This is a genomic window from Deferribacterota bacterium, from assembly GCA_034189185.1.
GTDB lineage: Bacteria > Chrysiogenota > Deferribacteres > Deferribacterales > UBA228 > UBA228.
Window position 1 is genome coordinate 1 of sequence record JAXHVM010000046.1, and the last position, 13,141, is coordinate 13,141.

The window sequence follows — 13,141 nt, forward strand, 5'->3', positions numbered from 1 at the left end:
GTATATCTATTGCATCTATCACCACGCTATTTAATACATTGCCCCTTATTAAGACAACATTTAATCTTCAAGAACTTTGGCTTAGATCCTTTAAATTCACCTATAAAAGTGAGGTAAGGCCAGAAAATGGGAATAATACTAATAATATTTACAGTAACAATAAATATTATCTTGATGCTATTGCAGAAAAAATTTTAGATATTATGCCTTACCCCATTAATAAAAAAGAAGAAGGAAGTTATACAGTTTATATTACACCAAAAAAAAAGCTTATTTCTTACACAAAATGGTTTATTAGAATATTAAATGGCAAAATGCTATCATTTTTAAGACTCATAAAGTGCTTATTTACTTTTAAAAATGCTCTAACATATGGTTACTTTAAACTATCTAAACATACACCTAATGTAAAAATCCCAAAGCCTTTAGAAAATAGTCTATTTTTTACTTGTTTTTACATATTCTTGGTAGGTGTAAAAAGAAAAACCCTAAAACAAAATCGCTGAAATATTTAAAATGGAAAAGGCAATAAATAAAATAATATATTTGCCCGTACAAATAAAACAACGTGCTTTTTTAGCTAAACTTCTCTTAGGATATCTTTCATTACAACATGATTACAGCTTTGTAATTGGCAGAAGAAAATCAGTGAAGCAGATTGCATTAAAGGGACCAGATGGGATTTATTTAGAGAAAGATTTTTTTGGCAAAAAAAGTGAATATTTTGAGAAATTTAAAGAAAGGAATATGATATTTTACGGATTAGATGACGAAGGTTTAGTATTCCAAAATGATCAGGAATATTTAAACAGAAGAGTTGACTATGAAAGCATAAAATATATGAAAAAAGTTTTTACATGGGGAGAAAGACAAGCAAATATCTTAAAAAATTTCTTGATCGATAGAAAAGAAGACAAAAAAGTTATCATAGCAGGAAACCCTCGTATTGATCTTTTAAGCGAAATAGGAAGAAATATATATAAAAATGAAATTAAATATATAAATAATCATTATGGCAAATTTATTCTTTTTAACTCCTTTTTTGCATTAGCAAATGGTATAAAACCCATTGAATCACAGCTAAAAAGATTAAAAAGAATGAAAAAGAATATATCTGAGGATATCCTTCAATATTGGCTTAATTTTTATAACTATCAAAAAGAGCTCTTTAGTTTAATTGTAAAGGCTTTACAATTGCTTGCAACAGATATATCAACAAATCTAGTCATTAGGCCTCATCCGAATGAAAAGATAACTACCTGGAAAAAATTATTTAAAGACTATAAAAATGTAAAGGTGATAAAAAGATATGATATCTTTCCTTGGATCTATTGTGCAGATGCAGTGATACATAATAGTTGCACCACAGGTATAGAAGCATATCTATTAGGCAAAAAAGTAATTGCATATAAGCCTGTTACATCAGAAAATTTTGAATTAAAACTACCAAACTCTCTGAGTATTGAGGTTAATAGTATTAACTCCCTAAAAGACATTATCACTAAAATCATACAGAATAAATATAAAGAGACCCCAGATGAAATTAAAAAGAAAAGGAATATCCTTAATTATAATCTATATACAGGTAAAAAATTATCATCTGAGCTTCTATTAGAGGAATTTAATAAAAATATTTTTAATAAAAATAAATGTATTGTAAAAAAAGATTATTCTGGTCTAATTATTAGTCAATTTTTAAAATATTTACATTTTATTAATAATATTTTTAAACTTCCTATAAAAAATCCTCATATAATTAACGACTTTCCACCAACTAGTGTAAAGGAGGTAAGGAGATATATAGACAACTTAAACGAGTATTTCAAATTAAATTTTAATATTAAAATAAAACAAGTATCGGCAAGTTGTTTTTACGTTTATAAGACTTAAAATTTATTCAAACCTTTAGAGACAAATATATTAATATCAAACACATTATTCTTAATAAAATCAAAGAATATTAAATGTGTACGATTGCTCCCATTGAATAAAAAACCAATCTGCTCCTTTTTTTGACGCTGTATTTTTAACAAATTCATCTGGCCAAAAATGGCTATAACCCAACATAAATTTACTACCTTTAAAAGGTTTTGTTGTAACAATAATATCAACTTCTTTTCCAAGATCATCGCCAGAAGCACCAGTCTTATCTCTATATTCTTTACTATTTAGATACCACCCATCCTCTTTTTCAGCTAGCCAAAACTTATGGAATTCCCCTCTAATATTTAGCCATTTAATTGGATTTATTTCAACATTAAATTGTAAATCCTTTAAATTTTGCCATGAAAAAAGATTCATCCTTCCATACATTTTATCTTTTGCTCCAAAGGCCCCATCAAAGGTTTCATGCTTGTTATCATTTGGATTATCGTCACCTGATGCATAGCTATACTCTACACTAACAATTGGCTTGAAAATAAGGTCTTCAAATTCATAACCTAACAGTAGATGATAAGCATAAGCATCAATATCGTCATTTGCATAATTACCATCCTGTCTAACAAATGTTACATCATAATTAAAACCAAAAATATCCTTATTAAAACTTCTAAAACCAATGTAATATGATTCAAAATCACCTTTTTCGCCATCTTCTCCTGTAATAGTATTATGGTTATCGATTTTTGTCATAATGAAAGGCTCAATACAAGTATTTAATAATACTTTAGGTAAGACAAAATGACTATACATACCAACACTTTCAAAGGAATGCCTATGGGTTAAACTAAATTCATCTGGATCATGCAAAATGGTTCTTCCATAAAAAAGATCAATAAAATTCTCTCTCTTTAGATGATAGGTTACTTTTGCAGCATCCCATAGCCACCTACCTGTATTACCCCACTCCCCAGGCCCAAATACTCTATTGTCACCATAAGAAATTCTTTGCCTGCCTACTTTTATACTAATTGGCAAATCAAAGGGTTTTTTTAAGTTAATAAATGCACGCCACAACTCAAACCTATCTTTATAAGGGTTGTTTTCCCCTTCAAATCTTTGCTTATAAAAATCGCTCTCTGAAAAAGAAGAATCGATTGCTTCAGCATCTTGAAACCATAGAGCAATATGTAACATCTCAGATGGTTTATAATCTAAACCACCTCTAATTCTAAATAAAAGAAAATCATCACTATCAGAGCCTTTCTTCGGGTTTTCACCATAATATTGTATATTAAAATTATGTTGTGACTCAAACCTAAATCTAGTATTTATACCAAAAGTTAGTTTTTTATCTTTTGCGGCGTTTGCTGGAACTATATTAATAAAACTAAAAAATACTAAAAAGATTGTAAAATTTAATAAAAATAAGAAATAATTAATTATTTTTTTAATTTTTACTTTACTCCATTACAACTTTATAGCCGTATCTACTAAAAATATTTGCATTTTTACGGATATAGCCTAAAAATGATTGTGCGAGCTCTTTATTTTTACTGTACTTAATCAAAGCTATATAAGCTATTACATCAACAGAATATTTTCTAGGTATTTTTATATATTCTATACTATACATCTTAGCATCTGCTTCAAATAATATACCAGCATCAACTGTCGATGTTCTAATATAATTAACTATCTGAGGTTGATTTAATGCTTTCAAAATTGTATTTTTTGTAATAGCCTCCAATATATCCTTAGGCATTTTTTCTGACATCTTCTCAAAAGCAGCTCCAAGTTCCATAGTTTTAGGATTGCCCAATACAATTTTTACGCCTGGTTTCAGTAAGTCTTTAAAAGAATTTATTTTATCACTTGCTCTTTTAGATATGCCAAACACTGGTGTATTCACAAGTAATTTCTCTCCTTTGTAAATCACACCTTCTTTTAGGGCAATTTTGTAATATTTTTCTCCCCCTGGGGTAAATATATCTCCCTTTTTAGACATAATTATCTTTTGGTATAACTGACCAGAACCCCCTAAAATCAAAATAACTTTATTATCATGTGTTTTATTATATTTTGAAGTAATTTCCTTTGCAGGCTCTTTTAAGCCTGCTCCAATATACCAATATATATTCTCTGCATATATAGTAGATGTTACCAAACAAAATAATAATATTATAACAACTCTCATAAATAATTTCATTTTTGTATTGTATTTATGTTATAAAACTTTACAAGAAAAAAAAATAATAAAAATATGTGTAATACATACATAAAAAATAGTATTCCATATCTAAATAAAATAAAGTCAATGTTACCGACATTTATAAAATATAGATAAGGAATTAATAAAATAGTGTAGACACATAAGTGTCTACAAAATACTAAAGGCAAAATAAGTCTATGTTAAACAAACTATGCTGCTAATCTTCTTACTATATTTGCAAACTGCAGCAACAACGTACTTTCATTAAACATTTTCAGAGCTTTTTCTCTATCTTTTTTTGCTAATTCTACAATTTCTTTTGCTTCTTCATGAATCTTTTTGTGATATATTTTAATCTCTTCATAAAATTTGTTTCCACTGAATTTTTTAGTAACCTCATTGCTACAAAGCCACTTACCAAAGTCACACTCATGATAATCAACGACAATATCCATTATGGTATCTAACTGACCTGTTGTTATAGCTCTTTTTATTTTGTTTTTCCAAATGCTATGTTTGCCTAAAGCTTGTGAAAGTTCCTTTGATAAATCCATATAACACCTCTTTATTTATTATTAAAATAATTATAAATTCAATAGTATAAATAATATATTTTCTTAATTTGTCAACCACTCATTGTAAAGCAATTGTATAAAATAGAAATAAACAATTATTAAATATATATTATATACATTTCATACTTTGTGACCAAAAAATAAGATTTAGTTAACTTATTCAGGTAACTCCCTTAATTTTAGAATAATGGCCAATATTTAATAAACAGTTTTTATATACATCCTTCAATTTCATTCTAAATTTTATACAATTAAAATAATAATCTAGGACATATTCATTAAAACTAAAAAAAGCTGAAAAAGTTAAATTATTATATAAAATATGTTTTATTAGCTTAAAATTTAAATATTTCTTTTCAATACGTGTTAAGAGCTTATACCATCTATATTTTATGATCTCTCTAAATATCCTAATCCTATGAAATATGATATTCTTCATTATATTTAGATATCCTTAGCATAAAAGATAGATGTTATCAAACATAATAACATTATAGCAATTTTCACAAATAATTTCATTATGAACTTTTTATATTGTATCGTATCATATAGTTTAATAATTTATTAATTAAATATTAAAAAAATTATATTATTTAACAAATATTATATTTGAAGATTAGTAATTACTAATAAATGAAAATTTTGTATGTGTCAAAAGCTCAAATTCCATCAAATATGGCAAGCAGTATACAAATAATGAAAATGTGCGAAGCTTTTGCAGAAAATGGTCATGATGTGACCCTGCTAATACCCTCTAAAAAAAACCGTGAGTATGCCAATATGGAAGAAGATATATACAAATTTTATAATGTTAAAAAAATATTTAAGGTTAAAAAATTCCCACCTATAAAGTTTCCATTGAAGATATTAACAAATGATATTAGTTATGCTCTCTTATGTTTAAAATATGCTAAAAGATTTAACTATGATCTAATATATAGTAGAGATATTATTTCATCTACCCTTCTAGCCTACTTTGGCTTTTCCGTTAGAATAGAGTTGCACAACAAATTACCTAAAAGGAAACAAAGATTTTTTTTCAATCTGTTAAAAAGATCCAAAAATTTAAAGAAAATAATTTTTATTTCAAATAAACTAAAAGAATACTATTTAAATAATTATAAAATAGATAAAAATAATATTATAGTAGCTCCATCTGCTGCAAGCATCCCTACAACCCTAAAAAGAAAAAATTTATCTGTTAAATACTCAGGCATTTTACAAGTTGGTTATATTGGTAATCTATATGTAGGTAAAGGAATAGAACTAATTATAAAATTAGCTTCAAAAATGCCAGAGATTGATTTTCATATAGTAGGTGGAACAAAAAAAGAGGTTAACTTTTGGAGAAATAAAACAAACTCAACTAATATATATTTCCATGGCTTTATTAATCAAACAAACATCTCAGATTATATTAATGCAATGGATGTTTGTCTATTACCAAATCAGAAAATAGTAATCTCTAGCGTATTTAAAAACAATGGTGAAGAAACCTACCTCGAAAATTTTGGAGATATAACCTCTCCCCTAAAAATGTTCCAATATATGGCTCATAAAAAACCAATTGTAGCAAGCGATCTACCTGTCATAAGAGAAGTTTTAAATGAAAATAATGCTATTCTCTCCCCCCCAGATAATATTGATAAATGGGTTGATGCAATAAATATATTAAAGGATAAAAATCTAAGAAGTTTAATTGCTAATAGAGCTTACAATGATTTTATAAAGAAATATACATGGGACATAAGAGCAAAAAAAGTCCTGTTGTAATCTAAAAGATATCAACCTAATACATTAAAAAAGATGAAGCCTAACACATAAAACAATTATTTTTTTATAAAATTAATAAATCTATCCCATCTTAGTTTCTTTGCCTGTTTTTCTTCAACTGCAAGTAAGTCATTCTCCTTGAATTTTAGTGCTTTATGAGCCGCATATAAATCACGTCTTAATCTTCTAAGCCCATCTGGCTCTAAAGAAGCTGCATGATCTGTCCCTTTCCACGTTCTATCTAAAGTAAAATGCCTCTCAATCCAAGTGGCCCCCAATGTATAAGCAGCTATATCTATAGCGATCCCTTTATGATGACCTGAGAAACCTATTGATTTAACACGGTCACCATAATATTTCTTAAGTCTTGCAATTTCCAGTAAACATACCTCACAAAAGTCAATAGGATAACCTGATGTACAATGATAGAGCACAATATTCTCATTCTTATTATAATCTTCATAGAATCTAACTATTTCTTCTATTTCTGATTTTTTTGTCATACCCGTTGATATATGAACCTCTCCGCCAAAGTTCTCACATACATATTTATGCATCTCCCAATTAGTAGACATTGCCGATGGTATCTTTAAAACAGTAGGATCTACTACCTCGATTAACTCCTTTAATGATGTCATATCCCAAGCTGATGAGGAATATGCAATATTAAATTCATCCTCGGCATATTTTTTTAATTCTCTATGCTGTTCTATAGAAAACTCTAAAAATTCTCTATGTTCCCCGTATGTTTTGCCATAAGAATTCCATGGTTCTGGATGGGGTGCATTGTATTCCTCTTCCGTTAACAATTCTTTTGGTGTCCTCTTTTGAAATTTAACCATATCGGCATTACAAAATACTTTTGCAATCTTTATCATCTCCTTTGCTAATTCAAAATCCCCTTTATGATTGCACCCAATCTCTGCGACAACCTTTGGTTTCATATAATTTACATCTATCTCATACTTCATCCTATTCACCTCTACTATTAAATTTTATAACAAAACCAACAGCCTCCCTTATAGCATCTTTTCCGCCCTCTGCATGTAGGATAATATCAGCTAAGTATTTCACTTCATTAACTGCATTTGATGGACAAAAGGACCAACCAACTGATAATAAATTTGACAAATCATTAATATCATCTCCCATATATGCTATCTCAGATCTTTTAATATTATTATGCGTTAACAATTCTTCTACCTTTGCATATTTATCCTTTATATTTGGATAATAATTCTCTATTTTAAGTTTCTTCATCCTATTTGTAACGATCTTTGAATCTTCAGATGTTATAACATATACATCAACACCTTCATCTCTCAATAATTCTAATCCCATACCATCTATGATACTAAATTCCTTAGATAGTTCGCCAGATTCACCAAAAAAAACCCTACCTGTGGTAAATACCCCATCTACATCTAAAAAAAGGGCCTTTATTTTACCTTTTACCTTTTTATTTGCTTTTAGGCGATTTATTAATAACCTTTCTATTATAAGCCAATCTGCCTGCTCATCAAGCTCTGTAAATGTATCCTCAGGCATCCTTGCTATACCTATTTTTCCTCCTATTCTATTGCCGCTTTGCTCAAATTGTTTTCTTGTAGTTGCATATATAGCACCATTTTCAACTAATATACCTTCGAAATCTTGTCTTCTTGGCCTATTATTTGGATTATAGTTTAAAGGATATCCTTCCTTATCCCAGATAAACCTTTTCATTAATACAGCTGTTAATATAGAATCCACTTTATCATTTATCAAACTAGTTAATACATTGTTAATATCACTAGAGGTTGTAAGGGGGGATGTTGCCTGTAATAAACATAAAATATCATAATTATTATCAATTTTATGAAGAAATTCCTTTATTGCTAACTCAGTACTTGCTCTATCTGTTGCGCTCTCACTACTTCTATTTATTAGCCTTACCTTTTTTAGATAATTATATTCACTGTTCACATAATCGGCTATATATTCATCATCAGTAAAGATATAAACCTCATCAAGACTGCTCTTTACAGCCTCATATAATACCCAACTAAAGAGAGGCCTACCAAGAAGTTTTTTTCTATTTTTATTTTTAATTGACTTTGAGCCTTTCCTTAATGGGATTAAGCCAATTTTTCTGATAGCTGTCTCCTATTTGTCTTTATACCAACAACATCTTCTACAAATCTTTTGTAGTTTTTCTGCCAGTTAGGCTCCCAATAATATTCTATATTGTTATTTACTTCTTTACTGTCTATCTTACCAGAAGTAATTAATTTATACAATTCATCTGCTGTTTCAAACCAATTTCCTATAGTTTTAGGAATGTATTCTTGAGACCACCTATTATTTAATATAAATAGAGGTTTTTTAAAGGCTAACACCTCAAATACCACTGTTGAATAACAAGCTACAACAATATCACTCTTAAAAATCATATCATAGATATCCCCAGATTTTACAATTTCAACACCTTTATATTTATATAGTTCACTGTACCTCTCTTTAAAAGGAACCTCACCAGGATGTAATTTAAACATGATATTATGCTGTGAAACATCTAATTTCATCAATAATTTTTTAACAATATTGACAAATATCTTTGTTATTGTACCCTGTGACACAATTAATACAACACGCTTTTTATTATTTTGTTTTTTTATTTTCCTATATTCTTCAAGTCTCTTAATTACATAAGGATAACCTACTGTTATTTTTTCAGCTGGATGCCTCATATTATTATTCCAAAATTCTCCCCAGGTTAACAAATAATTAGGCAAGTACTCTCTGTATTCACTAGAATAAAAGAGGTCCTCACTGTAGTTATAAAAAGGATGTGAATGAGATATAATACCATGTTGAAATTCACAGCTCTTTATACTTAAATCTTTTGCAGCTTTTACAATGGAAGTCTTTCTTTTTCCTCCACTAGCAGCATATATTAAAATAACAGAAGGTTTTAGTTTCTTAAAAAGTTTAATATAATTTTCATAAAACAAAGGCGCATAAACTGCCTCAGTTAATAACCTATTGTATATTATTTTTAAATCTTTATAATCTAAATAGTTGTTAAATATTTTTCCGGCATATTCTATAAATGCTTCTATATTGTATAAATCCCTCTTATCTATTTTTTTTGTTAATGATTTTAAATAAGGATAGATATACATATAATCTTCAAGGGCAACATTTTTAAAATACCTCGGCAGCTTATAAGCTCTCCTCTCAGATTTTTCTACAATTAAAGTTGATTCGGGGTACTCAAGAGCAAAATAATCATGTAATCTGTTAACATACTTTCCTTCAATTTTAAATGTTGTTGCAATTTGTGTTATTAGGAAAACTATTTTATAGTTAGCATAATTAAAGGGATTATATTTAATTGTTTTTAACATATATGAAATATTCTTAAATAGATCTAACTTTCCTCTGCGTTCACTTGGTTTATCACTCTTTGTTTCTTTTAAGTAAATATGTTCTATAAGATATGCTCTTATGAAAGGCCATATTAATAAATTGTATTTTGAAAATTTATAATTTAAAAGCTCTTTATTCTCAAGGGATAGAATTTTATCTATCAACATCCTTTTATCTCTATAATTTTAATATAATATAGCAAATCTCTCGAAATCCATTATTAATACATTTGACATATTGGTCAATATCTTTGTTTTTTTAAAAATTTTGATTTACAAAGAAAAAAGGAAATCAAATAAGTTGGGCTTTAAAAACCCAACTTTTGAAATTTTCATAAGTTCTAATATTTTACATTCTATAAGTATTCTAGATTTAATTGCTATAAACTTTTCAACAAATTTTCAACATTTAAATAAATATATCATATTGATAAAACGTTATATATAATTAAAAAAGTTGCAATATTAAATAGCTTGTTAATTATAGTTAGGAGAGGGATGAGGCCCTCTCCTAACTTATAGATACCTTTCATTTTCTATCACTGTATCAGCTACTTTTCTTCTTAAACTCAACAAATTATCAACATTGTATCGTGTAAACTTTCTAAGAGCGCTTAATAATATATGTACCTCATCGCCAGAGCTACTATAATAGATTATTTTCTTTGCAGCATTAAATATGCGGTCATTTAATCTATAGGTTGTTATTTTTGTTAAAGCCTTAAAAAACTCTTTTTTCTCATCACTTAGGCTATTGTATATTTTCTCACTTCTGAGCACTGTACTTTCAAGGGCAAATAAATTTATGATAACATCACCCAAGGCATATAATACCTCTTGCTCGTCCTTTAAATTTTCACCAAATTTTTGCACTGCATTACCACTTACAATCAATGAGAGATTCTTTAAATTCTTTAATAAATCTTTTTCAGGACCAAATTCCTCACCTACATAAGCTTCTTCAGGTATAGACATCATTTGATCCATAGCCTCTTTAACCTTATTCATAATAGGCAGCTCCCCTTTTAGAGCTCTTCTTAAAATCATACCAGGAACGAGCATTCTATTTACTTCATTTGTGCCTTCCCAAATCCTATTAATTCTCTCATCCCTATAATAACGCTCAGCTGGATAATCAGCTATATAGCCATAGCCACCTAAAATCTGAACAACATGATCAACAACTTCACCTTGTGCATCACTACAAAATACTTTTGCAATTGAACATTCAGGAGCATATTCTTCTATACCATTTTGATACTCTTCATAATAGTTTGGCAAGCTCTTATCTATACTTTTTAACTTTTCATCTAATAAACCTGCAAGCCTATAAACCAATGATTCTGATGCATAGGCTAATAAATATATATCAGCAATTTTTTCCTTAATTGCACCAAAGGAGCTTATTGGCCTTCCAAATTGCTTTCTCTCATTAGCATATTTAACAGATTCTACCAAACCATATTTCATTCCTCCTGTTGCTCCTGCGCCTAGTTTAAATCTACCAATATTTAAAATATTAAAAGCTATTTTATGACCCTTTCCAATCTCTCCCAAAAGATTTTCAACAGGAACCTTTACATTATCCATTATAACCTGTCTTGTTGAAGAGGCTTTCATTCCCATTTTTTTCTCTTCTGGCCCAAAAGAAAGCCCTTCAGTATCCCTTTCAACTAAAAATGCTGTGTACTTTTCCTTATCTACTTTAGCAAATATAGTAAATAAATTTGCTGCCCCTGCATTTGTGATAAACTGCTTTGTTCCATTTAGAATATAATACTTTTTATCATCAGATAGAACTGCTGTAGATTTTGCGCCAAGAACATCAGTACCAGCCTCTGGCTCAGTTAACGCATAAGCTCCTAGCCATTCACCAGACATCAGTTTATCTAAGTACTTTCTTTTTTGCTCGTCAGTGCCATAATATATTAATGGTAACGTCCCAATACCTATGTGATCTAAATGGACAACGGCAAATGAGCCGGCAAGTGTCATTTTTTCAGCAACTAACATGCTTGTTGCTTTATCTAAATCTAATCCACCATATTCTTCAGATACATCTATCATTAATAATCCTAACTCAGCGCATCTCTTAAATAGTTTCAACATTAGATCATACTTACCGTTGGGAACATCATGTTCTAATTCTTCAAGATGCGGTTGTACCTCATTGATTGCAAAATTCTCAGTAGTTTCAGCAATCTGCTTCTGTTCATCAGTGAATTCTTCAGGTGTAAAAACCTCATTACTCTTAATCTCTTCAATTAAAAACTCACCACCTTTTCTCATAAATCACCTCTTATCAATTTTATATTTTTAATATTTTTAATATTTTAAACGTTCTCAAAAACACCACAAGCACCCATTCCTCCACCGATGCACATAGTTACAATACCATATTTTACATCCCTTCTCTTCATTTCATGCTTTAATGTAGCTGTCAACTTTGCACCAGTGCAACCTAAAGGGTGACCAATTGCTATGGCACCACCATTTACATTTACAATAGATCTATCTAACCCAAGTTTTTTTATAACAGCTAATGATTGAGAAGCAAATGCCTCATTTAATTCAATAAGCCCTATATCACTCAAACTTAATCCAGCAAGCTTTAAAGCTGCAGGCACTGCCTCCATCGGGCCAATACCCATAATTTCAGGGGGAACACCTCTTGCTGCAAACCCCCTAAATTTCAAGCTAGGCTTTAATCCACTTTTTTTCAAAAAATCTTCTGAGACAACAAGTGTTGCAGCTGCCCCGTCAGTCATTTGCGATGAATTACCAGCTGTAACAACGCCATCAATTTTAAAAGCAGGCCTAAGTTTTGATAAACTCTCAATAGACGTATCTTTTCTAACACCATCATCTACATCAACAACCTCTTTTTCAGTTTTTACCTTCCTGTTTACAACTTTTTTGTGCTCAACCTCAACAGGAATAATCTCATCCTTAAATTTACCACTATCTATAGCTTTAGCTGCTTTCATATGACTTTCATATGCAAATTCATCCTGTTCTTCCCTGCTTATATTATACTTTTCTGCCACCAATTCAGCAGTCATACCCATTGCAATGTAGCATTCAGGCCATTTCTCTATTAATTCAGGATTTGCTCTAAAGGTATTGCCTGACATTGGAACGAGTGTCATAGATTCAGTACCTCCTGCAATTATACAATCAGCAAACCCAGACATTATTCGCTCGCAAGCTGTTGCTATAGCTTGTAAACCTGAGGAGCAAAAACGGTTAATAGTTTGACCTGGCACACTATAGGGCAACCCAGCATTTTG

General features: G+C 29.4%; 12 protein-coding genes. 3 read left to right on the forward strand and 9 right to left on the reverse strand.

The window, feature by feature from the left end:
* Nucleotides 1–506: hypothetical protein (locus SVN78_04795; protein MDY6820920.1), on the forward strand; the 506-nt coding region annotated here is incomplete at its 5' end.
* A 10-nt stretch (nt 507–516) separates the two neighbouring features.
* Nucleotides 517–1,890 carry a surface carbohydrate biosynthesis protein gene (locus tag SVN78_04800; GenBank protein ID MDY6820921.1) on the forward strand — a complete coding sequence of 458 codons (1,374 nt, stop codon included), beginning with the start codon at nt 517–519 and terminating at the stop codon, nt 1,888–1,890.
* A 60-nt stretch (nt 1,891–1,950) separates the two neighbouring features.
* Here the strand turns inward: SVN78_04800 and SVN78_04805 are convergent, their stop codons facing one another.
* The 4 genes from SVN78_04805 to SVN78_04820 form a co-directional block, all read right to left on the reverse strand.
* A complete protein-coding gene (locus SVN78_04805) occupies nt 1,951–3,336 on the reverse strand; it encodes an alginate export family protein (protein ID MDY6820922.1) in 1,386 nt (461 codons plus the stop codon).
* 7 nt (nt 3,337–3,343) lie between these two features.
* Nucleotides 3,344–4,078 (reverse strand): molybdate ABC transporter substrate-binding protein, encoded by a 735-nt coding sequence (modA, locus tag SVN78_04810; protein MDY6820923.1) that lies wholly within the window; start codon nt 4,076–4,078, stop codon nt 3,344–3,346.
* A gap of 224 nt (nt 4,079–4,302) precedes the next feature.
* Complete coding sequence (locus SVN78_04815; protein ID MDY6820924.1) at nt 4,303–4,647, reverse strand: CZB domain-containing protein; 345 nt, start codon at nt 4,645–4,647, stop codon at nt 4,303–4,305.
* Between the two features lie 181 nt (nt 4,648–4,828).
* A complete protein-coding gene (locus tag SVN78_04820) occupies nt 4,829–5,107 on the reverse strand; it encodes a hypothetical protein (protein MDY6820925.1) in 279 nt (92 codons plus the stop codon).
* Between the two features lie 194 nt (nt 5,108–5,301).
* On the opposite strand from SVN78_04820, the gene SVN78_04825 reads away from it, so the two are divergent.
* Nucleotides 5,302–6,441: a glycosyltransferase family 4 protein gene (locus SVN78_04825; GenBank protein MDY6820926.1), complete on the forward strand. Its 1,140-nt coding sequence runs from the start codon at nt 5,302–5,304 to the stop codon at nt 6,439–6,441.
* Nucleotides 6,442–6,497: 56 nt separating this feature from the next.
* On the opposite strand, the gene SVN78_04830 is transcribed toward SVN78_04825, so the two are convergent.
* The 5 genes from SVN78_04830 to SVN78_04850 all read right to left on the reverse strand — a co-directional run.
* The gene (locus SVN78_04830; GenBank protein MDY6820927.1) at nt 6,498–7,412 is read right to left on the reverse strand and encodes an N-acetylneuraminate synthase family protein; all 915 of its coding nucleotides are present in this window, start codon (nt 7,410–7,412) and stop codon (nt 6,498–6,500) included.
* A gap of 1 nt (nt 7,413) precedes the next feature.
* On the reverse strand, nt 7,414–8,577 hold the full coding sequence (locus SVN78_04835; GenBank protein ID MDY6820928.1) for an HAD hydrolase family protein: 1,164 nt from the start codon (nt 8,575–8,577) through the stop codon (nt 7,414–7,416).
* Entirely contained in the window at nt 8,559–10,019 is a 1,461-nt protein-coding gene (locus SVN78_04840; protein ID MDY6820929.1) for a CDP-glycerol glycerophosphotransferase family protein, read from the reverse strand. Before SVN78_04840 ends, SVN78_04835 begins: the two co-directional genes overlap by 19 nt.
* A gap of 348 nt (nt 10,020–10,367) precedes the next feature.
* Nucleotides 10,368–12,140, reverse strand: a complete 1,773-nt coding sequence (locus SVN78_04845) for an acyl-CoA dehydrogenase family protein (protein ID MDY6820930.1) — start codon at nt 12,138–12,140, stop codon at nt 10,368–10,370.
* A gap of 44 nt (nt 12,141–12,184) precedes the next feature.
* A partial coding sequence (locus SVN78_04850; GenBank protein MDY6820931.1) for an acetyl-CoA C-acyltransferase occupies nt 12,185–13,141 on the reverse strand: 957 nt, incomplete at its 5' end.

Coding starts and splice junctions, on each gene's coding strand:
- SVN78_04815 (MDY6820924.1), bottom strand. CDS start 4,647: ATGGATTTATCAAAGGAACTTTCACAAGCTTTAGGCAAACATAGCATT.
- SVN78_04845 (MDY6820930.1), bottom strand. CDS start 12,140: ATGAGAAAAGGTGGTGAGTTTTTAATTGAAGAGATTAAGAGTAATGAG.
- SVN78_04840 (MDY6820929.1), bottom strand. CDS start 10,019: ATGTTGATAGATAAAATTCTATCCCTTGAGAATAAAGAGCTTTTAAAT.
- SVN78_04800 (MDY6820921.1), top strand. CDS start 517: ATGGAAAAGGCAATAAATAAAATAATATATTTGCCCGTACAAATAAAA.
- modA (MDY6820923.1), bottom strand. CDS start 4,078: ATGAGAGTTGTTATAATATTATTATTTTGTTTGGTAACATCTACTATA.
- SVN78_04820 (MDY6820925.1), bottom strand. CDS start 5,107: ATGAAGAATATCATATTTCATAGGATTAGGATATTTAGAGAGATCATA.
- SVN78_04830 (MDY6820927.1), bottom strand. CDS start 7,412: ATGAAGTATGAGATAGATGTAAATTATATGAAACCAAAGGTTGTCGCA.
- SVN78_04825 (MDY6820926.1), top strand. CDS start 5,302: ATGAAAATTTTGTATGTGTCAAAAGCTCAAATTCCATCAAATATGGCA.